The organism is Propionicicella superfundia DSM 22317 (assembly GCF_000423465.1).
GTDB classification, from domain to species: Bacteria; Actinomycetota; Actinomycetes; order Propionibacteriales; family Propionibacteriaceae; genus Propionicicella; species Propionicicella superfundia.
Genome location: NZ_KE384022.1, coordinates 124495 through 150182, shown reverse-complemented (window position 1 = coordinate 150182; position 25688 = coordinate 124495). Strand labels below are relative to the sequence as shown.

The 25688-nt window shown below is 70.4% G+C and carries 23 protein-coding genes and 1 tRNA gene; 18 read left to right on the top strand and 6 right to left on the bottom strand.

Going from position 1 to position 25688, the window contains the following annotated elements:
- Nucleotides 1-33: 33 nt before the first annotated feature.
- From G555_RS0114305 to asnB, 3 genes are read left to right on the top strand one after another with little or no spacing between them, the layout of a single operon-like run.
- Nucleotides 34-1287, top strand: coding sequence for a carboxylate--amine ligase (locus G555_RS0114305; protein WP_156887579.1), 1254 nt, complete (start codon nt 34-36; stop codon nt 1285-1287).
- Nucleotides 1284-1997, top strand: a complete 714-nt coding sequence (gene cuyB / locus G555_RS0114300) for a cysteate racemase (RefSeq protein WP_051209291.1) — start codon at nt 1284-1286, stop codon at nt 1995-1997. The genes G555_RS0114305 and cuyB overlap by 4 nt, the downstream gene beginning before the upstream one ends.
- A 14-nt stretch (nt 1998-2011) precedes the next feature.
- Nucleotides 2012-3859, top strand: coding sequence for an asparagine synthase (glutamine-hydrolyzing) (gene asnB, locus G555_RS0114295; protein WP_028709391.1), 1848 nt, complete (start codon nt 2012-2014; stop codon nt 3857-3859).
- Here asnB and G555_RS0114290 read toward each other — a convergent pair.
- The 4 genes from G555_RS0114290 to G555_RS0114275 are packed head-to-tail and all read right to left on the bottom strand — an operon-like array spanning nt 3849 to nt 6950.
- Nucleotides 3849-4268 carry a Fur family transcriptional regulator gene (locus tag G555_RS0114290; protein WP_028709390.1) on the bottom strand — a complete coding sequence of 140 codons (420 nt, stop codon included), beginning with the start codon at nt 4266-4268 and terminating at the stop codon, nt 3849-3851. The genes asnB and G555_RS0114290 overlap by 11 nt on opposite strands.
- Nucleotides 4269-4273: 5 nt before the next feature.
- Nucleotides 4274-5263 (bottom strand): metal ABC transporter permease, encoded by a 990-nt coding sequence (locus G555_RS0114285; protein WP_211223271.1) that lies wholly within the window; start codon nt 5261-5263, stop codon nt 4274-4276.
- Nucleotides 5260-6030, bottom strand: a complete 771-nt coding sequence (locus G555_RS0114280; protein ID WP_028709388.1) for a metal ABC transporter ATP-binding protein — start codon at nt 6028-6030, stop codon at nt 5260-5262. Before G555_RS0114280 ends, G555_RS0114285 begins: the two co-directional genes overlap by 4 nt.
- The gene (locus G555_RS0114275) at nt 6027-6950 is read right to left on the bottom strand and encodes a metal ABC transporter substrate-binding protein (protein WP_245581285.1); all 924 of its coding nucleotides are present in this window, start codon (nt 6948-6950) and stop codon (nt 6027-6029) included. Before G555_RS0114275 ends, G555_RS0114280 begins: the two co-directional genes overlap by 4 nt.
- Before the next feature lie 91 nt (nt 6951-7041).
- Between G555_RS0114275 and dusB the strand changes: the two genes are divergently transcribed.
- The 6 genes from dusB to G555_RS0114245 all read left to right on the top strand — a co-directional run bounded on the left by dusB (nt 7042) and on the right by G555_RS0114245 (nt 13514).
- A complete protein-coding gene (gene dusB / locus G555_RS0114270; RefSeq protein WP_281168202.1) occupies nt 7042-8193 on the top strand; it encodes a tRNA dihydrouridine synthase DusB in 1152 nt (383 codons plus the stop codon).
- A gap of 19 nt (nt 8194-8212) precedes the next feature.
- Nucleotides 8213-9334 (top strand): HD domain-containing protein, encoded by a 1122-nt coding sequence (locus G555_RS0114265; protein ID WP_156887600.1) that lies wholly within the window; start codon nt 8213-8215, stop codon nt 9332-9334.
- Nucleotides 9335-9471: 137 nt separating this feature from the next.
- Entirely contained in the window at nt 9472-10230 is a 759-nt protein-coding gene (locus G555_RS0114260) for a DeoR/GlpR family DNA-binding transcription regulator (protein ID WP_028709384.1), read from the top strand.
- Complete coding sequence (locus G555_RS0114255) at nt 10227-11189, top strand: 1-phosphofructokinase family hexose kinase (RefSeq protein ID WP_028709383.1); 963 nt, start codon at nt 10227-10229, stop codon at nt 11187-11189. Before G555_RS0114260 ends, G555_RS0114255 begins: the two co-directional genes overlap by 4 nt.
- A gap of 37 nt (nt 11190-11226) precedes the next feature.
- The gene (locus G555_RS0114250) at nt 11227-13221 is read left to right on the top strand and encodes a PTS fructose transporter subunit IIABC (RefSeq protein ID WP_028709382.1); all 1995 of its coding nucleotides are present in this window, start codon (nt 11227-11229) and stop codon (nt 13219-13221) included.
- A 32-nt stretch (nt 13222-13253) separates the two neighbouring features.
- On the top strand, nt 13254-13514 hold the full coding sequence (locus tag G555_RS0114245) for an HPr family phosphocarrier protein (protein ID WP_028709381.1): 261 nt from the start codon (nt 13254-13256) through the stop codon (nt 13512-13514).
- Between the two features lie 185 nt (nt 13515-13699).
- On the opposite strand, the gene G555_RS0114240 is transcribed toward G555_RS0114245, so the two are convergent.
- Nucleotides 13700-14593 (bottom strand): VOC family protein, encoded by an 894-nt coding sequence (locus G555_RS0114240; protein ID WP_028709380.1) that lies wholly within the window; start codon nt 14591-14593, stop codon nt 13700-13702.
- Nucleotides 14594-14696: 103 nt separating this feature from the next.
- Between G555_RS0114240 and dnaG the strand changes: the two genes are divergently transcribed.
- Together dnaG and G555_RS0114230 are read left to right on the top strand one after the other, a co-directional pair.
- A complete protein-coding gene (gene dnaG, locus G555_RS0114235) occupies nt 14697-16565 on the top strand; it encodes a DNA primase (protein WP_211223286.1) in 1869 nt (622 codons plus the stop codon).
- A 158-nt stretch (nt 16566-16723) separates the two neighbouring features.
- Entirely contained in the window at nt 16724-17575 is an 852-nt protein-coding gene (locus G555_RS0114230) for a sigma-70 family RNA polymerase sigma factor (protein ID WP_028709378.1), read from the top strand.
- 9 nt (nt 17576-17584) lie between these two features.
- Here the strand turns inward: G555_RS0114230 and G555_RS0114225 are convergent, their stop codons facing one another.
- Nucleotides 17585-18253, bottom strand: coding sequence for a 4a-hydroxytetrahydrobiopterin dehydratase (locus tag G555_RS0114225; RefSeq protein WP_036923160.1), 669 nt, complete (start codon nt 18251-18253; stop codon nt 17585-17587).
- Between the two features lie 56 nt (nt 18254-18309).
- On the opposite strand from G555_RS0114225, the gene G555_RS0114220 reads away from it, so the two are divergent.
- The 7 genes from G555_RS0114220 to G555_RS0114190 all read left to right on the top strand — a co-directional run bounded on the left by G555_RS0114220 (nt 18310) and on the right by G555_RS0114190 (nt 25673).
- Nucleotides 18310-18813, top strand: a complete 504-nt coding sequence (locus tag G555_RS0114220) for a hypothetical protein (protein ID WP_028709376.1) — start codon at nt 18310-18312, stop codon at nt 18811-18813.
- 72 nt (nt 18814-18885) lie between these two features.
- Nucleotides 18886-18958 (top strand) — tRNA-Asn (locus G555_RS0114215).
- 894 nt (nt 18959-19852) lie between these two features.
- The gene (locus tag G555_RS20215; protein ID WP_051209287.1) at nt 19853-21319 is read left to right on the top strand and encodes a DEAD/DEAH box helicase; all 1467 of its coding nucleotides are present in this window, start codon (nt 19853-19855) and stop codon (nt 21317-21319) included.
- A gap of 79 nt (nt 21320-21398) precedes the next feature.
- Complete coding sequence (gene argC / locus G555_RS0114205) at nt 21399-22430, top strand: N-acetyl-gamma-glutamyl-phosphate reductase (protein ID WP_028709375.1); 1032 nt, start codon at nt 21399-21401, stop codon at nt 22428-22430.
- The gene (argJ, locus tag G555_RS0114200) at nt 22427-23572 is read left to right on the top strand and encodes a bifunctional glutamate N-acetyltransferase/amino-acid acetyltransferase ArgJ (protein WP_028709374.1); all 1146 of its coding nucleotides are present in this window, start codon (nt 22427-22429) and stop codon (nt 23570-23572) included. The genes argC and argJ overlap by 4 nt, the downstream gene beginning before the upstream one ends.
- Complete coding sequence (argB, locus tag G555_RS0114195) at nt 23569-24483, top strand: acetylglutamate kinase (protein WP_028709373.1); 915 nt, start codon at nt 23569-23571, stop codon at nt 24481-24483. The genes argJ and argB overlap by 4 nt, the downstream gene beginning before the upstream one ends.
- Nucleotides 24480-25673 (top strand): acetylornithine transaminase, encoded by a 1194-nt coding sequence (locus tag G555_RS0114190; RefSeq protein WP_028709372.1) that lies wholly within the window; start codon nt 24480-24482, stop codon nt 25671-25673. Before argB ends, G555_RS0114190 begins: the two co-directional genes overlap by 4 nt.
- Nucleotides 25674-25688 lie beyond the last annotated feature (15 nt).

Below are 25688 nucleotides of genomic sequence, written 5' to 3'. Positions count from 1 at the left end.
GGCGCCGGGGGCGGCGGTGGACGCTGGCCTATCATGTGCGACAGACGAGAGGACGCGATGCAGTTCACGACCCACGATTTCCGGCCGGTCATCCTCGGCGGCGACATCACCGCCTACAGCCTGGTACGGACGTTCCACGAGGCGTACGGACTGCAGCCTCTCGTCGTGAACATGACCAGGTCGGGGCCGATCGCGCTGAGCCGTCTCGTCGAGCACCGCTACGTCGAGAACCTCGAGCAGGAGCAGGTGCTGCTCGACACCCTGGTGTCGATCGGCAGGGAGTACGAGTCGACGGGCATCAAGCTGCTGGTCATCGGCTGCGGCGACTGGTACGTGCGGATCCTCATCGAGAACAAGGATCTGCTCTCTCCCTACTACCTCATCCCCTACATCGACGAGGATCTGCTCAACCGCATCGTCCGCAAGGACGGGTTCTACGAGATCCTCGCCGATCTCGGCATCGCCCATCCGGGGACGTTCGTCTACGACGTCGCCGAGGACACCCCGTTGGACTTCGACTTCCCCTTCCCGGTGGTCGCCAAGCCGGCCGACAGCGCCCTGTACCACTATGCGCAGTTCCCCGGGAAGAAGAAGGTCTTCATCCTCGATTCGCGGGCCGAACTGGAGGAGGTGCTGCGGAACGTCCGCAGCTCGACCTACGACTACAAGTTCCTGATCCAGGAGTTCATCCCGGGCGCCGACACCGGCATGCGGGTGCTGACGTGCTATTCCGACGCGAGCGGCACCGTGCGGTTCGCCAGTGCGGGCCACACGCTGCTGGAGGAACACGTCCCCTCGGCCATCGGCAACCCGTGCGCCATCATCTCCGAGCCCAACGAACGGATTGTCGCCGACGCCACGGCGTTCCTGGAGCACATCGGGTACACGGGGTTCTCGAACTTCGACGTGAAGTACGACCCGCGCGACGGCTCCTACAAGTTCTTCGAGATCAACGTCCGCCTGGGCCGCAGCAACTTCTACAACACGGCGGCCGGGTACAACGTGGCCGAGTGGATGGTCCGCGATCTCGTGCGCAACGAGCCGATGGAGGGGGTGCAGGTCGCGACGAACGAGCACCTGTTCACCTTCGTGCCGAAGTACGTCATCTCCCGCTATGTCGCCGACGACGCGATGCGTGAGCGGGCGATGGGCCTGTTCCGTGAAGGACGCTGGTCCGACCCGCAGGTCTACGCGCCCGATCTGACGCTCAAGCGCCGGGCGTACAACGCCGCCTACCATCTCAACCAGGTGCGCAAGTTCCACCGGTACCTGGGGCGGCAGCGGTGATCGAGCAGGCGATCGGCGTGCTGGGCGGCGTCGGCCCGCTGGCCACGGTCTACTTCATGGACCGCATCGTCGCGCTGACCGATGCCGCGACCGACCAGGAGCACGTCAACCTCGTCGTCCTGCAGCACGCCACGATTCCCGATCGCACGGCGTTCATCGTCGGGCGCAGCGAGGCCGATCCGCTGCCGGTGATGCTGGCCGACGCCCGTGCGCTGGAGGCGGTCGGCGTGATCGCGATCGCGATGCCGTGCAACACCGCGCACCGGTTCCACACCGAGCTCGCCGCGTCGGTGCGGGTGCCGTTCCTGAGCATCATCGACGAGACGATCGCGCGTGCCCGTCGCCGCGTCCCGGGCCTGCGCAGGCTCGGCGTCCTGGCGACCGACGGGACGCTGTTCGCCCGGACGTACCACCTGGCGTGCGAGGCGGCGGGACTGGAGTGCGTCGTCCCCGCTCCCGAGACCCAGGCCGAGGTCATGGACGTCATCTACAACGGCGTCAAGGCGGGCGTCCCGGTCGACCGGGAGCGCTTCGACGCGCTCGCCGGTCACCTGCGCGACAGGGGAGCCGAGGCCGTTGTTCTAGGATGTACGGAGCTTTCGATCCTCGGTCACGATCTCGGCCTCGCGCCTGACGTCGTGGACTCCTTGGACGCTCTGGCGCTCAGGACCATCGAGGTCAGCGGCAAGTCCGTCAAGCACGACGTCTAACGCGGAAGGGTTCCATGTGCGGCTGGGTCGGTTACGTCCATGATGAGACGGATCTCGGAGCGCAGCAGGGGCTGATCGAGGCGATGGCCGACACCATCGCCCACCGCGGCCCCGACGACGACAGCTACTACGTCGACGGGGGTGTCGCGCTGGGCTTCCGGCGGCTGTCGATCATCGACCTCGCGGGCGGCCGTCAGCCGATGACCAACGAGGACGACACGTTGGTGCTGGTGTTCAACGGCGAGATCTACAACTTCCAGGAGTTGCGCACCGACCTCGTCGCGCGGGGGCACACGTTCAAGACCGCCAGCGATTCCGAGGTCATCCTCCACGGCTACGAGGAGTACGGACCGGAGATCTGCAACCGGCTGCGGGGCATGTTCGCCTTCCTCATCTGGGACGCCGCCGAGAAGAAGCTGTTCGGGGCGCGTGACGTGTTCGGCATCAAGCCGGTGTACTACTACCACCACGACGACACGTTCCTCGTCGGCTCGGAGATCAAGTCGTTCCTGCCGCATCCCGCGTTCGTGAAGCAGGTCAATACCCGTCGGCTGCCCGAGTACCTGAGCTTCGAGTACATCCCCGACCGCGAGACGATGTTCGTGGACGTGTTCAAGCTGCTGGCCGGTGAGTACTTCACCTACTCCGACGGTGTCCTGTCGGTCACGCGCTACTTCGACTACGAGTTCGCGCCCGACGACGAGCCGGGCATGGACGACTGGGTCGATCGCATCGCCGACACGTTCTCCGAGTCGGTGCGTGCGCACAAGATCTCCGACGTCGAGGTGGGGTGCTTCCTGTCCAGCGGCGTCGACTCCAGCTATGCGACGAACGAGCTGGCGAAGATCCAGGCGGTGACCTCGTTCTCGGTCGGCTACGAGGAGGAGAAGTACTCCGAGCTGTCGTACGCGCAGGATTTCAGCGACGTCATCGGCGTCGAGAACGTCGCCAACAAGATCTCGGCGGACGACTTCTTCGGGTCGGCGGGCACCATCCAGTACCACATGGACGAGCCGTTGCCGAACCCGTCGGCCGTCCCGCTGTACTTCTTGGCCAAGAACGCCGCTCGGCACGTCAAGGTCGTCCTCTCCGGCGAGGGGGCCGACGAGCTTTTCGGCGGGTACAACGGCTACACGGAGCCTCTCAACTACGCCCCCTACGAGAAGGTCGTCCCGGCGCGGGTGCGGGCTGCGATCGCGCGGGTCGTGTCCAAACTGCCCGCGTTCCACGGGCAGCGGTTCCTGATGCGCTCGGCAGAGCCCATCGAGGAGCGGTTCTTCCGCCACGAGTACAACTTCACGGTCGCGGAGCGGGAGGACATCCTCGCCGAGCGCATCCCGGCGCACAGGCCGTCCTACTACACGAAGCCCTATTTCGACCGTGTCGCCGGCTTCGACGACGTCACGAAGATGCAGTACGTCGACTTCTACACGTGGATGCTCCACGACATCCTGCTGAAGGCCGACAAGATGTCGATGGCGTCGTCGCTGGAGCTCCGTGTGCCCTTCCTGGATCGCGAGGTGCTCAAGGTCGCCCTGCGCATCCCCACGAAGTACCGCGTCCAGAAGGACTCGACCAAGGCGGCGCTGCGCAAGGCCGCGTTGCGCGAGATCCCCGAGCGGACCGCGAACAAGCCGAAGCTGGGATTCCCCGTGCCGCTCAACGACTGGCTGCGCCAGGAGCGGTACGCGGCGCAGGTGCGAGGTGCGTTCGCGTCCCCCGAGGCGGCGATGTTCTTCCAGCAGGACAAGATCCTCACCCTCCTCGACGACCACGTCGCCGGGAAGGCGCAGAACATGAAGAAGATCTGGTCGGTCTACAGCTTCCTGCTGTGGTACGACGAGTACTTCGTCAGGCGCTGACCGATCCTCCGTGGTCGGCGCAGCGGCCGAACAGCTCGAGTTCGTGGGCGATGTCGGTGAAGCCGTTGGCGCGTGCGATCTCGCCGGCCCACGTCTCGAAGTCGGGTGCCTGGATCTCCACGGTCTTGCCGCAGTCGCGGCAGATCAGGTGGTGGTGGTGCCGTGTCGAGCAACTGCGGTAGGCCGCATGCCCGTCCGCTGTGCGGATCGCGTCGAGCTCGCCCGCGTCGGCCATCAACTGCAGAGTGCGGTAGACGGTTGCGATGCCGACCTGCTCGCCGGCAGCCATCAGCTCACCGTGCAGATCCTGCGCGGTCTTGAACTCGCTCGACCCGGCCAGGAGGGTGGCGAGGGCCGCCCGTTGGCGGGTACGGCGGAGCGGCTGGGGCAGCGTGGGATGTTCGGTCATGGTGATCAGTGCTCATCGTAGTGGTCGAGGTGCGCGGCGTGCCGGTGGCCGTCGTGGATGAAGTCGACATGATCGTCGTGATGGACCATGACGTGACCGCAGGTGTCGGAATGGACGTGCGGGTGCGGCACGGGTGTCGTCGTGTGCGGCAGTTCCTCGGGCTCGGCGATCTCCCGCACCGGGGCGCGGCGGCGGGCCAGCAGCGTCCCGACGGGCCATGAGAGGGCGAAGAAGGCGATCGCCATGATGACGATGGTCGCCCCGGGGGCCGCGTTCAGCCAGTAGGAGCCGAGGACGCCGCCGACCGAGGCCAGGACACCGAGCACGAGGGACATCCCGATCGCCCCGCGGTAGCTCCGCGCCATGTTGTTGGCGGCAGCCACCGGGACGACCATCAGCGCCGACACGAGCAGGAGCCCGACCGTGCGCATGGACAGGGCCACGGTGATCGCCGCGAGGACGACGAGCAGGATGCTGTACAGCCGGACGGGCAGTCCGAGGGTGCGGGCGTGGTCCTCGTCGGCGGCGAGGGCGAAGATCTGCGGGGCGAGACCGATCGCGGGCACGAGGACGAGGAAGCCGAGGCCGAGGATGATCCACAGGTCGGACGGGGTCACCGTCAGGAGGGATCCGAAGAGGTACTGGGACAGTCCGCCGGCGCCCTGCCCGGCAACCCCGGCCAGGAGGACGCCGAGGGCGAGTCCGCCGTAGAAGAGGATGGCCAGGCCGACGTCTCCGCTCGCCTTGCCGTACTGGCGCAGCAGTTCGACGCCGACGGCGCCCACGACGCTGACGATGATCGCCAGGGGCAGCGGTGCCGAGCCGGTGGCGAGCGCCAGACCCACGCCGGCGATCGCGACGTGGCCGAGGCCGTCGCCCAGCAGCGCGAGGCGTCGCTGGACGATGAAGGTGCCGATGGCGGGGGCGATGAGCCCCATCGCGAACGCCGCCAGCAGGGCGCGCTGCATGAACGGGAGCATCAGAATGTCGATCATCCGACGTCCTCTCCGACGCCTGCGACGAGCGGGGGCGGGCCGCCGGGCTCCACGGTCTCGTGACCGTCGCGGTGATGCTGGTGCGCCTCCAGCGGACCGGTCGAGATGACGCGTCCGTTGCGCAGGACGATGCCACTGTCGATGTCGGCGGCGAGGGGGCCGAGCTCGTGCAGCACGATCAGCAGCGTCCGTCCCTCGCCGTGCAGGTCGCGCAGGACCTCGGCCACCCGCTCCTGTGTGGCGAGGTCGACTCCCGCGAACGGTTCGTCCAGCAGCAGCAGGTCGGGGTCGCCGGCGAGCGCCCGGGCGATGAGCGCCCGCTGCTGCTGTCCGCCGGACAGGTCTGCGAACGCGTCGCGGCGGCGGTCGGCGAGGCCGACCGCCTCGATCGCGTGGCCGACCGCCAGCCGATCGGCCTGCGACGGCGGGAAGAACGGGCGGCGACGGGCGAGGCGGCCCGAGGACACGACCTCGGTGACGGTCGCCTGCCGGAGCTGCAGGCTCCCGCGCTGGGGCACGTAGCCGATCCGGTGCCATTCGCGGAACGACCGCAGCGGCCGCCCGAACAGGTCGATGTCGCCGCCTTCGTGCGGGCGGATGCCCAGGATGGCCTTGAGCAGGGTGGATTTCCCCGCGCCGTTGCCACCGAGGAGCGCGGTCACGTCACCGGTCTCCACGCGGCAGGAGACGTCCCGCAGAACGGGCAGTCCACCCAGGCTGACGCCGAGGTGCGAGACCACGACGGCCGGGGTGGACGCGGTGCTCATGAGCAAGAGTTCGCCTTCTTCAGAGCGGTCAGGTTCGAGTCCATTATTTCCATGTAGTTCGTGCCCTGGGAATCCTCGGTCACTCCTTCCAGCGGATCCAGGACGTCGGTCTTCAGGTTCAGGTCGGTCGCGATGGACTCGGCGATGGCGGGGGAGGCGAGCGTCTCGAAGAAGATCGTCGTGATCTTGTACTGGGTGGCGAGGGACTGGATCTCCGCGATCCGGGCGGTGGTCGGCTCCACGCTCGGATCGAGGCCTGCGATGCCGTGCTGGGTGAGGTCGTATGCCTTGGCGAGGTATCCGAAGGCGGCGTGGGACGTGATGAAATCGCGCACGGAGCAGGTCTTCAGGCCCGTGGAGTAGCGGCTGTCGAGCTCTTTCAGGTCGCTGGTGAGCTGTGCGCCGTTGGTGGCGAACGTGTCGGCGTGGGACGATCCCAGTTGCTTCAGCTCGTCGGTGACGGCTGTCGTGAAGGCGACCATGTTCTGCGGGGCGAGCCAGGTGTGGGGGTCGGTCGTGTGCTCGTCCTCGCCTTCGTGCTCTTCGCCCTCGTGCTCGTCCTCGGCCGTGGCCTCCAGCATCGTGACCAGGGTCGACGTGTCGATGGCGTGCTTCGGAGGATTGGCCTCGATCGCCTTGTCCACCGCCGACTGGAACCCCTTCTGGTACAGCACGAGGTCGGCGTCGGAGATGGAGGCGATCTGCTGAGCGGTGAGTTCGAGGTCGTGCGGTTCCGCGCCGGGCTGGGTGAGGTTGGACACCTCGACCTGGTCCCCGCCGACCGTCTCGGCGATATACGCGAGCGGGTAGAACGCTGCGACGACTTTGAGTTTGCCGCTCTCCGCGGCGGGGGAGCAGGCCGTCAGCCCGAAGGCGAGCAGCGTGGCTGCGACGAGCCCTGCGAGAATCCTGTTCGACATGAGAGTCATTATCAGTTAGTTCCGGCCGATCGGCAACTCGATCGGGGACGTAAGCTGTCGATCCGACGGATGTGGGTTTCCAGGAGGTGCGGTGACGGCGACGGGCGAGCGGACGGGCGGCCTGGTGCTGGGGGCGCTGCGGGTGGAGACGCCGGTCGTCCTCGCGCCGATGGCGGGCGTCACCAACCTCGCCTTCCGCCAGTTGTGCCGCGAGCACGGGGCGGGGCTGTACGTGTGCGAGATGATCACGTCCCGGGGCATCGTCGAGCGCATCCCCAAGACGCTCGACATGCTCTCGTTCGCCCCCGACGAGGCGATCCGGTCGGTGCAGTTGTACGGGGTCGACGCGTCCGTCATGGGTGAGGCCGTGCGCATCCTGTGCGGCGAGTTCGGCGTCCACCACGTCGATCTCAACTTCGGATGCCCCGTCCCCAAGGTCACGCGCAAGGGCGGAGGGGGAGCGCTCCCGTGGAAACGGGACCGGCTCGCCGCGATCCTCCGCGCCGCAGTGGGGGCGGCCGCGCCCTTCGGGGTGCCGGTGACGCTGAAGACGCGCATCGGCATCGACGATGACCACGTGACCTATGTGGACGCCGGGCGGATCGCGGCGGATGCGGGGTGCTCGGCGATCACGCTCCATGCACGCACCGTGGCGCAGTCGTACTCCGGCACGGCGCGATGGGATCGCATCGCCCACCTCGTGACCGCGGTCGACATCCCGGTGCTCGGCAACGGAGACATCTGGGAAGCCGCGGACGCGCTGGCGATGGTCGAGCAGACGGGGTGCGCCGGTGTCGTCGTCGGGCGTGGCTGCCTCGGACGTCCCTGGTTGTTCCGGGACCTCGCCGACGCCTTCGCAGGGCGGCCGCGCGTGGCGCTGCCGACGCTGGGCGAGGTGGCGGCGACGGTGCGGCGGCACGGCGAACTGCTGGCCGGCATCCATGGCGAGGAGCGGGGATTGATCGACCTCCGCAAGCACATGGCGTGGTACTTCAAGGGATTCGCGGTCGGTGGCGAGGTGCGGCGCGGGCTCGCGACGGTCTCCGGCTTCGCCGACCTGGACCGCTGGCTCGCGGAGCTCGACGCAGCGCTGCCGTTCCCCGAGGGGGAACTGGGGTCGCCGCGCGGGCGGCAGGGCTCGCCGCGTGAGAAGGTCGTCCTGCCGTACGGCTGGCTCGACTCGCAGGACCTCGACGAGGACACGGATCTGTCCGCCGCCGAGCTGGCCACCTCGGGCGGCTGACGGACGAAGGAGCGGCATGATGGACGGGCCAGACGGCGCGCCGACGGCGCGGGCGCGCGCCTGGGCGCAGACGACGGCCGGGCATCCCAGCGGCGATCAGGTGCGAGCCCACGGCGACTCCTGCGCCCGGATCGACCTGGCGCGGCCGATCGGGCGGATCGCGCGGGAGGAGTGGGAGGAGGAGCGCCTGGCCCGCGGCGCCGCCCTCGCGCGCGGCGCCGGTCGTCGCGCGCTGCCGGAGGAGCCCGACCCCGAGCGGACCTGCTTCGAACGTGACCGGGACCGGGTGATCCACTCGCCCGCGTTCCGCCGGCTCGCCGGCAAGACGCAGGTGGTGGTGTTTCCGACGGACCATCAGCGGACGCGGCTGACCCACGCCCTCGAGGTGTCTCAGGTCGCCGTGTCCATCGCCAGGACGGTGAGCGCCAACGTCAGCCTGACCGAGGCCATCGCGCTCGCGCACGACTGCGGGCACGGTCCCGGCGGGCACGCCAGCGAGGATGCGTTCGACGTGTTCCTGCCCGGGGGGTACGACCACGGCCCGTGGGGGGCCGACGTCGTGCTCACCCCGCTGAACCTGTGCGTGGAGACGCTGGATGGCGTCCGCAATCACTCCTGGTCGCGTCCGGCCCCTGCCACGGTGGAGGGGGAGATCGTGAGCTGGTCGGATCGGATCGCCTACTGCGCCCATGATCTGGAGGACGCGGTGGCAGCGGGGATCGTGGACCTCTCCGACCTCCCGCGCGTCGTCACGGAGGTCTGTGGCCGGACGCGACGGGACCAGATCCGTACCTTCGTGCGCGCGATCGCGCACTCGGTGGCCGCGACCGGGCAGGTGGGGATGGATCCGGCCGCCTACGAGGCTCTTGCCGCGCTGCGCACCTTCAACTACGAGCGCATCTACACCCGTCCCGAGTCCGTCGCGCAAGCTGCGGCGGTCGTGGACGTGCTGCGCGCGCTGGTGGAGTACTACACCGCCCACGCCGAGGTCCTGCCGAGCGGGCGGGACGCCGCGGATGCGACGGTCGCCGCCGTCACGTACGTGGGCGGGATGACCGACAAGTTCGCCTTCGACAAGGCATCGGAGCTTCTGGGCTGGGATGTCTCCCGGCTGCCGAAGGGGATCGGTCGCGGCGCGTGACCGGAGGGCCGCACCGACGCGCCCGTTTGTCTGTGATTCGTATGCCCGAATCTGTCCGGAACTCTTGCGTCCACTCCACATAAACGGATAGAGTCGGACTCAATCAAACGCCCGTTTGGTTGGGAGGCATCGTGGCCATGTACGCGGAGGAACGCAGGCACGCGCTTGTGGAACACGCTCGCACCGAGGGGAGACTGTCGGTCGTCGACGCGGCCGAGCTCTTCGGCGTGACGCCGGAGACCATCCGGCGCGATCTTGAGGCGCTGGACAAGGCGGGGTTGCTCCGCCGGGTGCACGGGGGCGCGGTCCCGCCCGAACTGCTCGCTCTTCCCGAGCGCGCGCTCGACACGCGCCAGAGCGAGTTCGCTCGTGAGAAGGAACGAATCGCGGCAGCAGCGCTGGCGCTCGTGCCGTCGAGCGGGACGGTGCTGCTGGACGCGGGCACGACCACGGCGCGGCTGGCCGGGCTGATCCCCGCCGACAATACGGCCACGGTGTTCACCAACTCGCTGCCCGCCGCGGTCGTGCTGGCGGGTCGGTCGGCCGCACAGGTGCACATGCTCGGCGGACGCGTCCGGCCGCTCACGCACGCCACGGTCGGGAACCCCGAGGCCCTCGGCAGCCTGCGCGTCGACGTCGCCTTCCTCGGCACCAACGGGGTCAGCGAGCGACACGGGCTGTCGACGCCGGACTGGGACGAGGCGGCCGTCAAACGGGCCATGGTGCAGTGCGCCGACAAGGTGGTCGTCCTCACCGACGCCAGCAAGCTCGGCGTCGAGACGACGGTCAAGTTCGCCGACCTCGATGACGTCGACGTGCTCGTGACCGACTCCGGCGCCCGTCGCAGCCACCTGAAAGCCCTTTCTGCTCATCGAATCGAGGTCATCACCGCATGATCGTCACGGTCACTCCGAACCCCAGTCTCGACCGGAGCGCGAAGCTGCCCGCGCCGTTGGTGCGCGGCGGCGTCCATCGGTTGGGCGATATCACCGTCGAGCCGGGAGGCAAGGGCGTGAACATCGCCCGCGCGGTCCACATGGCCGGGCGACCCGTCCTCGCCGTCGTCCCGGCGGATCGGCACGATCCGCTGCTGGACGCCCTCCGCGACCTGGATGTGCCGTTCCGCAACGTCGAGATCGGCGCCCCCGTCCGCACGAATCTGACTCTCACCGAGCCCGACGGGACGACGACCAAGCTCAACGAGCCCGGCGCGCCGCTCACCGCCGCGCACATCGACCTGCTCACCGATGTCCTCGTCGGGAGCGCCCGCAACGCCCTCTGGGTCACGCTGTCGGGCTCGCTGCCTCCGCAGACGCCTGTCGACTGGTACCCGCAGATGGTCCGGGCCCTGCGCCCCCTCGGCGTGAGGGTGGCCGTCGACACGTCCGACGCCCCGCTCGAAGCGCTTGCCCGAGCGTTCCCCGAGGCCGCGCCCCACCTCGTCAAGCCCAACTCCGAGGAACTGGGCCAGCTCACGGGCATGAACGCGGCCGAGATGGAGGAGCGCGCCGCGGCCGGCGACCTCGCCCGGATCCGGCGAGCCGCCGCCGACCTCAACGGTCGCGGCGTCGAGTTCGTCCTCGTCACCCTGGGCGGCGCGGGTGCGCTGCTCAGCGTGGGGGGCCAGGCCTGGCACGCCGCTCCGCCCCCCACCGTCGTGAAGTCCACCGTGGGTGCAGGCGACTCGTCCCTCGCCGGGTTCCTGCTCGCCCATACCGCAGGATCGGCTCCGGCCGATTGCCTGCGCTCGGCCGTCGCCTACGGCTCGGCCGCCGCGGCTCTTCCCGGGTCCGCCCTCCCCGGGCCCGGCCAGGCCGACCCGGAAGCCGTCACGGTGACGGCGCTCGATCACTGACGTCGTACGCCCACTCCCTCACGGAAGGAACACCACCATGTCATCACCGTCGCTCATCGAGCCATCACTGGTCACGCTGGACGTCGATCTCGGTGCCACCCCGGCCGAGGTGATCGCCTCCCTCGCGGGGATCGTCGCCGCGACCGGGCGGGCCGAGGCGTCCGGCCTCGCCGCCGACGCCCTGGCGCGGGAGGAGAAGTCGTCCACCGGCATGCCGGGAGGGTTCGCCATCCCGCACTGCCGCTCGGCCGCCGTCTCGCAGGCGTCGCTCGGGTTCGCCCGGCTGCCGTCCCCCGTCGATTTCGGGGCGAAGGACGGCCCTGCGGACATCGTCTTCCTCATCGCGGCCGCCGCGGAGGGCGGCGCCGATCACCTGAAGCTGCTGACCAAGCTCGCCCGTGCCCTCGTGAAACCGGAGTTCCTCGCCGGGCTGCGTGCCGCCGCCACGCCCGACGAGATCGTGTCCCTGGTCCGGGGGGTCGTCGAGCCCGCCGCCGAGCCCGCGCCCGCCGCGGGCGCCGTCCCCACCCCCGCCCCGGCCGCCGCCGGCCCCGTCACGGCGGGGGCCGCGACGACGATCGCCGCGATCACGGCGTGCCCGACCGGTATCGCCCACACCTACATGGCTGCCGACTACCTGGTGAACGCCGGCAAGGAACTCGGCGTCGATGTCCTCGTCGAGCCGCAGGGATCGAGCGCGACGGAGCCGCTGTCCGCCGAGCAGATCTCCGCCGCGTCGGCCGTCATCTTCGCCACGGACGTCGGAGTCTTGGGGCGCGAGCGGTTCGCCGGGCTGCCGGTCATCGAATCCGGCGTGAAGAGAGCCATCAACGAACCCCGCCGGATGATCGAGGAGGCGATCGCGGCCGCGGCCGACCCGCAGGCCCGTCGCGTGGCCGGCGACGCGTCCGCCGCCACGGCCACCGCGGCGCACGGCTCGCAGCTCGGCTGGGGCAAGCGCATCCAGCAGGCGCTCATGACCGGCGTGTCGTACATGATTCCGTTCGTGGCCGCGGGTGGTCTTCTCATCGCCCTCGGCTTCCTGTTCGGCGGGTACACGATCAACGCCTCGGCGGCCGACATCATCCTGCAGAACTCGCTCACGAACCTGCCGCCCGGCGGCCTGATGGAGTACATCGGCGCGGTCCTGTTCGCGCTCGGCGGGGCGGCCTTCGGGTTCCTCGTCCCCGCGCTGGCCGGCTACATCGCATTCGGCATCGCGGACCGGCCCGGCATCGCGCCCGGCTTCACCGCTGGTGCCGTGGCCGTCGCGACCGGCGCGGGTTTCCTCGGCGGTCTGGTCGGCGGTCTCATCGCCGGTCTCATCGCGTACGCCTTCGGCCGGCTCCAGGTGCCCCGGTGGCTCGCGGGCCTCATGCCCGTCGTCATCATCCCGCTGTTCACGACCCTGCTCACCGGCGGTCTGATGTACCTCGTGCTCGCGCGGCCCATCGCCGCCCTCATGACCGCGATGACCTCCGCGCTCCAGGGTCTCAACGACACTCCGGGCCTCGCCATCGTCCTGGGCGTCATCCTCGGCCTCATGATGTGCTTCGACCTCGGCGGCCCCGTCAACAAGGCGGCCTACCTGTTCGCCACCGCAGGGCTGAGCATCGACAACCAGGGCTCTCTGCAGATCATGGCCGCGGTCATGGCCGCAGGGATGGTCCCGCCGCTGGCGATGGCGCTCGCCACGACCCTGCGTCCGAAGCTGTTCACCGAGGTGGAGAGGGAGAACGGTCGCGCCGCCTGGCTGCTGGGTGCCTCGTTCATCTCCGAGGGCGCGATCCCGTTCGCAGCGGCCGACCCGCTGCGCGTCATCCCGTCGATGATGGCCGGCGGCGCCGTCACGGGTGCCCTGAGCATGGCGCTGCAGGTCACGTCGAAGGCTCCGCACGGTGGCATCTTCGTCTTCTTCGCGATCGATCCGATCTGGGGATTCGTTGCCGCTCTGCTCGCCGGGGTGGTGGTTTCGGGCCTTCTCGTGCTAGCACTTAAGTCCATCGGCGCGCCGAAGACCTCGACTGTGTGAGAATCGGGCCCACCACCAGGAAAGGAAGAAGCATGGCATCCAAGACCGTCATCGTCGGATCCTCCGTCGGGCTGCATGCCCGCCCCGCGGCGGTCATCGCCGAGAAGGCCGATGAGTTCGACGACGAGATCCTCCTGTCCGTCACCGGTGAGGAGCCGGTGGATGCGGCATCTGCCCTGCTCATCATGACGCTGGGCGCGGCGAAGGGCGCGGAGGTCACCGTCGAGTCCGACAACGAGGAGGCGGTCTCGGCGATCGCGTCCCTCATCGAGCAGGATCTCGACGCCGAGTAGACCTCGTCCCGCGGGTCTCCCGCGCGGGCCGGAGGGCGTGCCCCCCGGCCCGCGCAGGCATTCCCGGGCTCCGGGAACCCGGCGGGCGCCCGCCGGCGCAGGTTGAGGGGCGCCGTCCGGCCCGCGGTGGACTCCAGGCGTCTCGAGACTCCGGGCGGATCGATCGGAGCGCCCGGCGGGGTCGGTCAGGCGCCGGTCAGCCGGACGCGGTTCCCCCACGGATCGTCGGCCTCGACCGCCTCGCCGGAGTCGGCCACGGCGACGCCGCCCGCGCGCAGTCGCGCGGCAGCGGCCAGCACCGCATCCCGGCCGGGGAGTTCGATGTCGACGCGGCCCAGACCGAGGCCGGGGCTCCGCAGGCCCACCCCCTGGGACGCCCAGGTGTTCATCGCCATGTGGTGGTGGTAGCCGCCCGCCGACACGAACACGGCGCCGGGCATCTCGGCGGTGAGCTCGAATCCCAGCAGGCCCACGTAGAAGTCCTTCGCGCGCGCCGCCTGCCCGACCTTGAGATGGACATGCCCGACGACCTCGTCCGGCGCGAGCGGGCGTTCGTGGCGCCGGTCGGGATCGGTGAGGACGAAGTCCTTGGCGTCGGCGGCCAGATGTTCGGCGAGGAAGCCGTTGGGATCGATGTACAGCGTGTCCATGCGAACGTGCCCGGCGTCGTCCCAGCTCCATTCGCTGCGCGGCCTGTCCCAGTACAGTTCGATGCCGTTTCCCTCGGGGTCGTCGAGGTAGAACGCCTGCGAGACGAGGTGCTCGCCGGCGCCGGTGTACAGCGACGGGGCGTGGACGGCGACGGACGCGAGGGTGGTCGCGAGCGAGGTGGGGTCGGGGTGCAGGAGCGCGGTGTGGAACAGCCCGGCGCTGCGGCGCTCGCCGCGGGGAAGGCCCGGGCGGTGTCGCAGGCGGACGAGGGTGCGTCCGGCACGACCGAGCTCTGCGACGTCACCGGCCGAGGACAGGACGTCCAGCAGGATCACGTCGTGGTAGAAGGCGGTCATCGCGTCGAGATCGCCCACGTCGAGGCTCACCGTGCCCATCGCGGTGTCCGCGGGCAGTTGCTGGTCGTTCATGTCGTCCTCCGGTTTGGTTGACCGTTCAACAATACTAGCAGGATGGTTCATTCCCGGCCAGGGCCCCGCGTGGGCAGACCCACGGGACCGCTCCGCGACCGTGCTGGCTAGACTCTGCTGCGTGGCGGGCAGGATCAATGACGAGGATGTGGCCGCGGTCCGGGAACGGGCGCGGATCGAGGACGTTGTCTCCTCCCACGTCACCCTGCGCGGCGCCGGATCGGGCACGCTGAAGGGCCTGTGCCCCTTCCACGAGGAGAAGACCCCGTCCTTCCAGGTCACCCCAGCGCGCGGCCTGTACTACTGCTTCGGGTGCGGCGAGGGCGGCGACGTGATCACCTTCGTCCAGCGGATCGACAATCTGTCCTTCGCCGAGGCGGTCGAGCTGCTGGCGGACCGGGTCGGGATCCAGTTGCGCTACGACGATGCAGGCCCGCGGGTCGAGCCCGGCGCGCGGATGCGCGTCCTGGAGGCGAACCAGGCGGCCATGGAGTTCTTCCAGGAACTCCTGCTCAGCCCCGAGGCGCTGCCCGCCCGGCAGCAACTGGCCGGTCGTGGGTTCGACCGCGATGTCGCCGAGAGGTTCGGTGTCGGGTACGCGCCGCGTGGCGGTCGCCTGCTCCGCACCCACCTGCGGGCCAAGGGGTTCAGCGACGAGGAGATGGTGCGTGCGGGTCTCGTCCGCGAGTCCGGCTACGACTTCTTCCAGGGGCGGCTGCTGTGGCCCATCAAGGACGCCGGGCGGCTCGTGCTCGGCTTCGGAGGGCGCAGGCTGTTCGACGACGACAGGATGCCGGCCAAGTACATCAACACCCCCGAGACGCTCGTGTACAAGAAATCGCACGTCCTCTACGGGCTCGACCTGGCACGCACGGCGATCGGCAAGAAGAGCCAGGCCGTCGTCGTCGAGGGGTACACCGACGTGATGGCGTGCCACGTCGCCGGTGTCGACACCGCCGTCGCCTCGTGCGGGACGGCGTTCGGGGCCGATCATGCGAAGCTGCTGCAGCGTCTCATGGGGGACCACGAGGCGTTCGGCGGCGAGGTCATCTTCACCTTCGACGGCGATGCGGCCGGCCAGGCGGCCGCACTCAAGGTGTTCAAGGAGGACCGGTTCTTCATCGGTCAGACCTATGTCGCCGTCGAGCCGTCCGGGCTGGATCCGTGCGACCTTCGCGAGCAGCAGGGAGACGCGGCGCTGCGCGAGCTGATCGGGACGCGCCGGCCGCTGTACAGGTTCGTCCTCGCGAACACGATCTCGAAGTTCGATCTGGACCGCGCCGACGGCAGGGTGGCGGCGCTGCGGGAGGCGGCTCCGCTCGTGGGCAGCATCCGCGACGACGCCGTGGCCAGCGGGTATGCGCGCGAACTCGCGGGCATGGTGGGCCTCGACCCTGACGAGGTGCGCGCCGAGGTGGCGCGGGTCCGCAGGGGCGGACGGCGTCGTGACGCCGATCCGGTGGAACCGGCCGACGGAGGGCTGCCGTTGCGCACGCTGCCCGATCCGCGCGATCGCGCGCTTGCCGTCGAGCGCGGCACCCTCAAGCTCATGCTCCAGGCGCCGGAGGTCTTCGGCGGAGACGGTGCCGCCGCGTGGGACGGGGTCACGGCCGACGACTTCACCCATCCCGCGTACCGGGCGGTCTTCGTGGCGCTGAGTACCGCCGAGCGCGCGGGGAACTGGAGCGAGGCGGTGCGTCGCGCCGCTGCGGACGAGGTGCTGGACCAGCTCATCGTCGCGCTGGGGGTGGAGGCCGTGCTGCGGGAGCCCTCGTCCGGCTATGCGCGGGAGTACGCCGCGCGGCTGCGGCTTCTGGCGGTCATGCGGCAGATCGCCGAGTTGAAGTCCCGCCTGCAGCGCACGAACCCCGTGGAGGACACGACGCGCTACAACCGGCTGTTCTCCGAGTTGCTGGAGCTGGAGGAACGTCGCCGCGACCTGTACCAGGAGTCGAGCTCGCTCACGGAGTGACCGCGATCGGGCGGGCGTCGGGTCCGGCCGGTCGCGTCCCTGCCCACGAACGGGACCGCTTGTGAGCCGATCCACAGCGACGAGTGTTGTCGCGATGCTGCCTCCACCGGTCCGGTCCGGGCCGCGGATCCGGCCCCCGGGTGGGGCAGGGTCGGCCTATGACGACGAACAACAGCGAGCCGGAGGACCGGCGCGACGACGGGACGGACGTCGCACTGGCCATCGCGGTCGAGGCGGGAGTGTATGCCGAGCAGGTGCTGAGCGGCCGGGTGACCACCGGTGTCGGGGCGACGCCCGCGGAACTGGCCCGTGTCGCCGCGGCTGGCCGGCGGGCCTGGCGTGAACTCATCGAGGCGCATCTGCGGCTGGTCGGGTTTCTCGCGCGACAGGAGGCGCGGCGTACCGGGCGATCGCAGGACGAGCTGTTCCAGGAGGGGTGCGTGGGGCTGATCGAGGCGCTGGAGCGTTTCGACCATCGCCGCGGCGTCCGGCCGGCGACGGCGGCGGGCCCCTGGATCCGGGCCGCGATGGGCCGGGTGGACGCCCACGCGACGCTCACCTCGGCGGCGGCCAAACGGCGCGGCCGGCGGTCGCGGACGAGGCGGATGGCCGGAGAGCTGTTCCAGGTGTACCAACGGCCGCCGTCGACGGCCGAGGTCGCCGCCCGTACCGGCGAGGACGTCCACCGCGTCGCCGGCTGGCTGGCCACCGAGCCGGCCACCGTCCCGTTGCACACGGCCGACGGGGGCGTCGAGGTCCCCGACCGGCGATGGGATCCGGGCGCGGCGTGTCCGGGGCTCGTCCCGGCGGACCTGCCGCGGCTCGTGGCCGGGCTGCCGCCGGCGGAGCGCCGGGTGATCGAGGTGCGCTACCGGCTGGGTGTCGGTGGGCCGAGGGCGTCCTGGCCGCAGGTGGCCGCGTCGCTCGGCATCGGCGTGACCACGGCGCGCCGACTGGAGGCGACGGCGCTGGAGCGGCTTCGATCGCAGGGTGCGTGCGAGGTGGCGTGACCGGTGGTGTCAGCGTTCGAGGCAGGTGCAGACGCAGACGCGGTTGCCCTCGGGATCGGCCAGCACGACGAAAGACGGTGCGTATTCGTCGGTGACGAGGGTCCCTCCGGCGGCGAGCGCAGCGTCGATGCGCCGCTGGGCGACATCGTGGGGGACCCAGACGTCGAGGTGGAACCGCTGCCGGTCCGGCCGGTCGCTGTCGGTGTGCTGGAACCACAGCAGCGGGACGCGCCGTGCGGGGTCGACGACGTCGTCACCGGCGGCGTTGGCGGTGGAGCCCGTGAGCAGCGACGCCCAGAACGGTCCCTGCTCGGGGACCATCGCGGTGTCGAGGGCCAGCTCGACCTCGGCGAGGGCGCCGGGTTCCGAGGGCAGGCCCATCGCCCGGGCGATCGCGCTGATGCGCAGGGCGAGGTCGACATCGCGCCGTGTGACGCCGCCGACCTCGTGAGTGCGCAGCGTCAGGTCGACCCAGCCGTACTCCAGCCGGATGCCGGGATGGTGGCCCGCCGTCTCGGCCGCGCCACCGACTGCGGTCACGAAGTCGAGCCCTGTCGCGAACGCGCCGGTGCGGAACCGCGCGTGCAGATCCTGGGCGAGCAGGCGCCAGTCGGTCAGGTCGGCGGCCAGGATGTCGCCGATCCCGAGTTGGGGAGAGGTCTGCGATGTGTCGGACATGCCTCCATGCTCGGCATCCTCCACACCGGACGCAAGATGCCGGGCACAATGGCGGTATGGGCATGTTTCGGCGCGGGGGACTCCCGCCGGAGGTCTACACCTCGCTCGGGCCGCTGATCGGCGGGAAGCCGAACGTCCTCGCCTGGGCGAGCACGGGGATCGGTTACGCGGTGGCGCTGGACGATCGGCTGGTCTGGACCTCCCCCGGCGACTGGGACCAGGTCGCCTGGCACGAGATCCAGCACGGCGGCTGGAACCCCGACGACAACGAACTCCACTGGACGAAGCTGGACGGGACGGAGCAGCGGCTTCACCTCACCGACGCGGGCTCTCTGCCGGGCGTCTTCCGCGAGCGTGTCGAAGCCACGATCCTGTTCCGGCGTGCGCTCCAGCCGGCCGGGGCGACGCGACAGGTGACCATCACCGCGCGGCGGACGCTGGGTGCCGAGACGACGATCACCTGGGGCTGGTCGGTGGCCTCGGGCGGCAGGCTGACCCCGACGGCCCTGGAGGAGGTCGAGCGCGAGCTCATCCGGCTCGCGACCGAGTACGACGTGTGACGTCACGGCCGTGCGTTCTCGATTGTCGTGACCGCCATCAGGTCTGCTAACGTTTCCATTCGCGTTCAGCGATCCTCGGTAGCTCAATCGGCAGAGCATCTGACTGTTAATCAGAGGGTTCCTGGTTCGAGTCCAGGCCGGGGAGCAGGTCGGTAGGCGTAGACGCCCGCGTAGGCAGGGGGAATCCCAAGCCTCGCGGGCGTATCGCATCCCGTCGCCAAGCTCTGGTTCCCACAATGGTTCCCACATCCTGGCTCCTGGCATGCCACTGCGTGCCCCTTCTCTCGCACACCCGTTCGATTACCCTCTCCCGGGTGTACCCGTGCTCGCAGATTCGCCGTCGCGTTCGCATGGGCCGGCCACCCCGACCCAGAGACTCCGGCAGTCGGACGTTGTCCGGGATGCGCTCGACGAGTACCTGCGACGCCATAGCGCCTGACCCCCATTCCAAAGCGCAGGTCCGCGGCGAAGAGAGCCATGGTGCGGACCTTCGGCGCGATGACCGCCGTTGACGCCCGGGCGTATGCCAGATTGAGCTGGGCACGCTCCCGATCCGCAGCACGCGCTGCCTGGTCCTTGAACTGCAGGCCGGCGAACGCGGACCGCAGCGGTCCCTGATCGGGGTACGGGCCGAGTTCGTACGCCCAGCCGTCGCCGAGTTCCCAGCCGTCGGACGCGGCCGCCCGCGCCTCGGCGATCCGCCGCAACTCGGCGAGATCCACGGGTTCCCGGTCCTGCGGGGTGTTCGACGGGTCAGGCATTGCGGGCTCCTTGGCGTAGGCGTGTGACGCGGAGCCGGAAGGCGATGCTGGTCGGGTTTCCGGGCTCGAAGCATTCGAGGATGATCGATCCCTCGTTGTCTGCGTCGTGTCTGGCGAGGACCGGCCGGGTCGGCCGTGGACACTGTGCGATACTGGCTTCTAGGGCGCGGTCGTCGCAGCCCGGCATCGCATCACATTCCGTGCCGCGCAGGTGGGTCTCCATCGAGCAGCGAACGGAAATGGACCGTGGTGAACCTACTCCGAAAGCAGCAATCTTCTTGTCTCATCCCGATCACGCCCGGTCTCGTTCCGAGAAGGCCGGCTTCGCCGCGCTGGGCGTCCCGTCCCCGCTGGTCTCGACCCTGACCCGCCAGGGAATCGAAACCCCCTTCCCCATCCAGACCGCCACCTTGCCCGACACGCTGGCCGGCCGCGACGTGCTCGGCCGGGGCCGCACGGGCTCCGGCAAGACCCTCGCGTTCGCCCTGCCCCTCGTCGCTCGCCTTGCCCGGCTCGTGCCGTCCGGAAGCGCGGTGCCGCAACGCACCCGGCCGGGTCGCCCCCGGGGCCTGATCCTGGCGCCGACGCGCGAACTCGCCGGCCAGATCCAGGCCGTCGTGGAGCCGCTGGCCGCGGCCGCCGGGCTGACGGTGATGACCATCTTCGGCGGCGTCGGCCAGCAGCGCCAGGTGCAGCGGCTCCAGCGCGGGACCGACATCGTCGTGGCCACGCCCGGACGACTCGAGGACCTGATGGGTCAGGGGCACGCCCACCTGGACGCTGTCGTCGTGACGGTGCTCGACGAGGCCGACCACATGGCCGACCTGGGCTTCCTTCCGGGCGTCACGCGCATCCTCGCGGCCACGCCGGCCGGTGGTCAGCGGCTGCTGTTCTCCGCCACGCTGGACAACGGCATCGACAAGCTCGCCAAGCGCTTCCTGAGCCGTCCACTGGTGCACAGCGTCGACTCGGAACAGTCTCCTGTGGCGGCCATGACGCACCATGTCCTGCTGGTCGGCGACGCCGGTGAGAAGCGCCGGGTCGTCCGCGCGCTCGCCTCCGGTGCGGAACGCCGACTGCTGTTCACGCGCACCAAGCACCAGGCGCGCAAGCTCGCCCGTGAGTTGACCGCCGACGGTGTTCCGGCGGTCGAGTTGCACGGCAACCTCTCTCAGAACGCCCGCGAGCGGGGCCTGCGGGCCTTCGCCGAGGGGGAGGTCCGGGTCATGGTCGCGACCGACATCGCCGCGCGTGGCATTCACGTCGACGGCATCGAGCTGGTCGTGCATGTCGACCCGCCCGCCGAGCACAAGGCCTATCTGCATCGCTCGGGGCGCACCGCGCGTGCCGGACACGAGGGGGACGTCGTCACGCTCGTCCTGCCCGAACAGCGGCGGGATTTCCAGGCGCTCGCGCGGGCGGCCAGGATCACCGCCCCTGCGGTGGACGTCTCCGCCGGTGACGCGACGGTACGCGAACTCACCGGCGCGCCTGCCGCGAAGGTGGAACCGTCGGACGCGCCGCCGGCGGCGGCACGCCGTGGGGAGCCGCAGCCGCGACGCGTGACGTCGGGCTCGGGGCGATCCGGGTCGGTGGCCGGCGACAGGGCTTCGGGCGCCCGGAACGGTGCGAAGCGAACCGGCGCGGTCGCGGATGGACGCGATCGTGTGACGGCGCTGTCGGCGGCAGGGCTGCGCCGAGGGCGCGGTCGTGGACGCCGCATGCCGGATCGCCGATCCGCCTGATCCCGAGCGCGGCGTCCCGAGGATCCCGCTGCGCGAAACTCGGTGGCGATACTATTCGTCAAGGTGCATAATATTCTCCGTGACGTACACCATCGCTGTCGCCGGCTGCACCGGCTATGCCGGGGGAGAGCTCCTGCGCCTGCTCGCGGGGCATCCCGAGATCGAGATCGGGGCGCTGACGGCCAAGACCAGCGCCGGGACGCCCCTCGGGCGACACCACCCGCACCTCACTCCACTCGCCGACCGGATCGTCGCCGACACGACGCCCGAGGTCCTCTCCGGCCACGACGTGGTCTTCCTCGCGTTGCCGCACGGCGCGTCCGCCGAGGTCGCCGCCGGGCTGCCGCCCGACACCCTTGTGATCGACGCGGGCGCCGACTTCCGCCTCGCCTCGGCCGAGGAATGGCGGAAGTACTACGGGTCGCCGCATGCGGGGACCTGGCCGTACGGGCTTCCCGAGCTGCCCGGCCAGCGCGAGGTGCTCGCGGACACGCGTCGGGTGGCCGTCCCGGGCTGCTATCCGACGGCCGTCACGCTCGCGCTTCTGCCGGCCCTGACCGGCGGACTCGTCACCGGCGAGGACGTCGTCGTCGTCGCGGCCAGCGGACCGTCGGGCGCCGGACGCTCGCTGCGGGTCAACCTGCTGGGCGCAGAGCTGATGGGATCGGCGAGCGCCTACGGCGTCGGCGGGGTCCACCGGCACGTCCCGGAGCTGCTGCAGAACTTCCGGCGCCTCGGGGCGACCCGGCCGAGCGTGTCCTTCACCCCGGTCCTGGTGCCCATGTCGCGCGGCATCCTCGCGACCTGCACGGCGCCGCTGGCGGGCGCGCTCGACCCGTCTGCGGTGCACGCCCACTACGCCGCCGCCTACGCGGAGGAACCGTTCGTCCACGTCCTGCCCGAGGGCGAATGGCCGCAGACGCAGGCGATCCTCGGGTCCAACTCTGTCCACGTCCAGGCGACGGTGGACGTCGACGCCGGCCGGCTCGTCGTGGTGAGCGCGCTCGACAACCTCACGAAGGGCACGGCGGGCGGCGCGATCCAGTCCATGAACCTCGCTCTGGGACTTCCCGAGTCCACGGGCCTGCCGATGATCGGAGTCGCACCGTGAGCGTCACAGCAGCCAAGGGCTTCCGGGCCGCGGGCGTGTCCGCGGGCATCAAGGCCACGCGCGACTTCGCGCTGGTCGTCAACGACGGACCGGGTGTGGCCGCGGCGGCCGTGTTCACATCGAACCGGTTTCCCGCCGCGCCCGTTCAGTGGTCGCGACACGCGGTCGGCGACGGTGCGTTGCGCGCCGTGGCGCTGAACTCGGGAGGTGCGAATGCCTGCACGGGGGCGGACGGGTACGCCGACAGCGTGCAGACGGCCGAGTGGGTCGGTGCCGCGCTGGGCGTCCCGCCCGGCGACGTGGCGGTCTGCTCGACCGGCCTGATCGGCGTCCGGCTGCCGATGGACGCCGTCCGCAACGGAGTCGCGCTCGCCGCCGGTGCACTGTCGGCCGAGGGCGGAACCGATGCGGCCGAGGCGATCATGACGACGGACACCGTCGCCAAGCAGGCCGTCGCCGGTCCAGGTGAATGGGTGGTGGGCGGCATGGCCAAGGGTGCGGGGATGCTGGCCCCCGCGCTGGCGACCATGCTGGTGGTGGTGACCACCGACGCCGAGGTTTCCGCCGCCGTGCTCGACCGGGCGCTGCGCAAGGCCGCATCGCTCACCTTCGACCGGACGGACTCCGACGGCTGCATGTCGACCAATGACACGGTCGTCGTCCTTGCCAACGGGGCGAGCGGCATCGTGCCGTCGGAAGAGGATCTCACGAATGCTCTCACCGAATGCTGCGGCTCCCTCGCGCGCCAGCTCATCGCCGACGCCGAGGGTGCCGCGCACGACATCCAGGTCGTCGTGACCGGCGCCCTGTCGGAGGCCGACGCGCTGGAGGTGGCGCGTTCGGTGGCGCGCAGCAACCTGTTCAAGTGCGCGATCTTCGGAGCCGATCCCAACTGGGGCCGTGTGCTGTCCGCGATCGGGACGACCGCGGCCGCCTTCGAGCCCGAGCGGGTGGACGTCACGTTCAACGGCGTGACCGTGTTCCGCCAGGGCGGGATCGGCGAGGATCGCGGCCTCGTCGATCTCACGGGGCGGGACGTCGTCCTCGAGATCGATCTGCACGCCGGTCCGGCCGCTGCCACCGTCCTCACCAACGACCTGACGTACGGCTACGTCAAGGAGAACGCGGAGTACTCGTCGTGAGCCCAGAACTGCACACCGTCGCCGGAGCCCTCGCCACCACCCAGGCGAAGGCCGCCGTCCTCATCGAGGCGCTGCCGTGGCTGGAGCGGTACGCGGGGTCGACGATCGTCATCAAGTACGGCGGCAACGCGATGCTGAACGACGACTTGAAGCGCGCTTTCGCCGATGATGTCGTGTTCCTGCGCCGGTGCGGACTGCGGCCGGTCGTGGTGCACGGCGGAGGTCCGCAGATCTCGCAGATGCTCGGCAAGCTCGGCATCTCCTCGGAGTTCCGCGGGGGGCTGCGGGTCACGACGCCCGAGGCGATGGACGTCGTCCGCATGGTTCTCGTCGGCAAGGTCGGCAGGGAGCTCGTGGGCCTGTTGAACGCGCACGGGCCGCTGGCGGTCGGCCTGTCCGGCGAGGACGCGGGCCTGTTCCGGTCGGAGAAGCTGGGCGTCGTCGTGGAAGGCGAGGAGGTCGACCTCGGCCTTGTCGGCGATGTCGTCGAGGTGAATCCCGACTCGGTCCTCGACCTCATGGATGCCGGGCGCATCCCGGTCGTCGCGACGGTCGCACCCGACGACGAGGGCGCCGTGCGGAACGTGAACGCCGACACCGCGGCCGCCGCGCTGGCGATCGCGCTCGGTGCCGAGCGGCTCGTCGTCCTCACCGACGTCGAGGGCCTCTACGCGGACTGGCCGAACAGCGACGAGGTCATCAGCGAGCTGACCACGGCCGAACTGGAGGATCTGCTGCCGGAGCTGGAATCGGGCATGGTCCCGAAGATGGAGGCGTGCCTGCGCGCCGTCGAGGGCGGCGTGCCGCGCGCGACCGTGATCGACGGGCGTCAGCCGCACTCGTTGTTGCTGGAGGTCTTCACCGACGAGGGCATCGGGACGATGGTCGTGAAACAGAAAGGCGAGCAATGACACAGGTGGCGGGCGCGACGGCCGTCGAGCGGTACGCGCAGGCGGTGATGAACACCTTCGGTCCTCCGCAGGCGGTGCTGGTGCGCGGTGAGGGCGCGCGCGTCTGGGATGCCGCGGGCAAGGAGTATCTGGATCTGCTCGGCGGGATCGCGGTGAACGTCCTCGGGCACGGTCACCCGGCCCTGATCGAGGCGGTGACCACGCAGTTGAGCACCCTCGGGCACGTGTCGAATTTCTTCGCGTCGGAGCCGCAGATCGCGCTTGCCGAGCGTCTGTCCGCGCTCGTGACGGCGACGTCTCCGGGGACGCCGGCGCGGGTGTTCTTCACGAACTCCGGCACCGAGGCCAACGAGGCGGCCTTCAAGCTCACCCGGACGACGGGGCGCACCCGGGTGATCGCGTTCGAGGGCAGCTTCCACGGACGCACGATGGGTGCGCTCGCGCTCACCGCGAACCCCGCGTATCGCGAGCCGTTCGCGCCGCTGCCCGGCGACGTGACGTTCCTGCCGTACGGCGACACGGCGGCGGTCGAGGCGGCGCTCGACGAGACCGTGGCGGCCGTCGTGGTCGAGGCGATCCAGGGGGAGGCGGGCGTCGTCCCGGCACCCGAGGGCTTCCTCGCCGCGGTGCGCGCGGCGGCGACGCGCGTGGGTGCGCTGCTGTGGATCGACGAGGTGCAGACCGGCATCGGCCGCACCGGCCGCTGGCTCGCCCACCAGTCCGCCGGCATTCTGCCCGACGTCGTGACGCTCGCGAAGGGCCTCGCCGGCGGCATCCCGATCGGAGCCTGCGTCGCCGTCGGGGACCAGGCCGACGCCCTCGGGCCCGGTTCGCACGGCAGCACGTTCGGGGGGAACCCGGTCGCGACCGCGGCCGCGCTGGCCGTCCTGGACACCATCGAGCGCGAGCACCTGCTGGACAACGCCGTCGCCATCGGCGATCGGCTCGCGCGCGGGGTCGAAGGACTCGGGCATCCGGCCGTCGCCGGTGTGCGCGGAGAGGGCCTGCTGCGCGCCATCGTCCTCACCCGCGACACCGCCAAGGCGGTCGCTGCCGCCGCGCTCGATGCCGGGTTCATCGTCAACGCCCCGCGGCCGGACGTGATCCGCCTGGCCCCGCCGCTCATCCTCACGGCCGCCCAGGCGGATGCGTTCCTCGGCGCGCTGCCGGCTCTTCTGGAGGCGTCATGAGCCCGAGGAGCCGGG

Bases quoted from the DNA above. Each gene is read 5' to 3' on its own strand.
- G555_RS0114230 (WP_028709378.1), top strand. From the start codon at position 16,724: ATGACGACGAACAACAGCGAGCCGGAGGACCGGCGCGACGACGGGACG.
- G555_RS0114280 (WP_028709388.1), bottom strand. From the start codon at position 6,030: ATGAGCACCGCGTCCACCCCGGCCGTCGTGGTCTCGCACCTCGGCGTC.
- G555_RS0114220 (WP_028709376.1), top strand. From the start codon at position 18,310: ATGGGCATGTTTCGGCGCGGGGGACTCCCGCCGGAGGTCTACACCTCG.
- G555_RS0114190 (WP_028709372.1), top strand. From the start codon at position 24,480: ATGACACAGGTGGCGGGCGCGACGGCCGTCGAGCGGTACGCGCAGGCG.
- G555_RS0114305 (WP_156887579.1), top strand. From the start codon at position 34: ATGTGCGACAGACGAGAGGACGCGATGCAGTTCACGACCCACGATTTC.
- G555_RS0114250 (WP_028709382.1), top strand. From the start codon at position 11,227: ATGTCATCACCGTCGCTCATCGAGCCATCACTGGTCACGCTGGACGTC.
- G555_RS0114285 (WP_211223271.1), bottom strand. From the start codon at position 5,263: ATGATCGACATTCTGATGCTCCCGTTCATGCAGCGCGCCCTGCTGGCG.
- G555_RS0114275 (WP_245581285.1), bottom strand. From the start codon at position 6,950: ATGTCGAACAGGATTCTCGCAGGGCTCGTCGCAGCCACGCTGCTCGCC.
- asnB (WP_028709391.1), top strand. From the start codon at position 2,012: ATGTGCGGCTGGGTCGGTTACGTCCATGATGAGACGGATCTCGGAGCG.
- G555_RS0114225 (WP_036923160.1), bottom strand. From the start codon at position 18,253: ATGTCCGACACATCGCAGACCTCTCCCCAACTCGGGATCGGCGACATC.
- G555_RS0114245 (WP_028709381.1), top strand. From the start codon at position 13,254: ATGGCATCCAAGACCGTCATCGTCGGATCCTCCGTCGGGCTGCATGCC.
- G555_RS0114290 (WP_028709390.1), bottom strand. From the start codon at position 4,268: ATGACCGAACATCCCACGCTGCCCCAGCCGCTCCGCCGTACCCGCCAA.
- G555_RS0114255 (WP_028709383.1), top strand. From the start codon at position 10,227: ATGATCGTCACGGTCACTCCGAACCCCAGTCTCGACCGGAGCGCGAAG.
- G555_RS0114265 (WP_156887600.1), top strand. From the start codon at position 8,213: ATGGACGGGCCAGACGGCGCGCCGACGGCGCGGGCGCGCGCCTGGGCG.
- G555_RS0114240 (WP_028709380.1), bottom strand. From the start codon at position 14,593: ATGAACGACCAGCAACTGCCCGCGGACACCGCGATGGGCACGGTGAGC.
- G555_RS0114260 (WP_028709384.1), top strand. From the start codon at position 9,472: ATGTACGCGGAGGAACGCAGGCACGCGCTTGTGGAACACGCTCGCACC.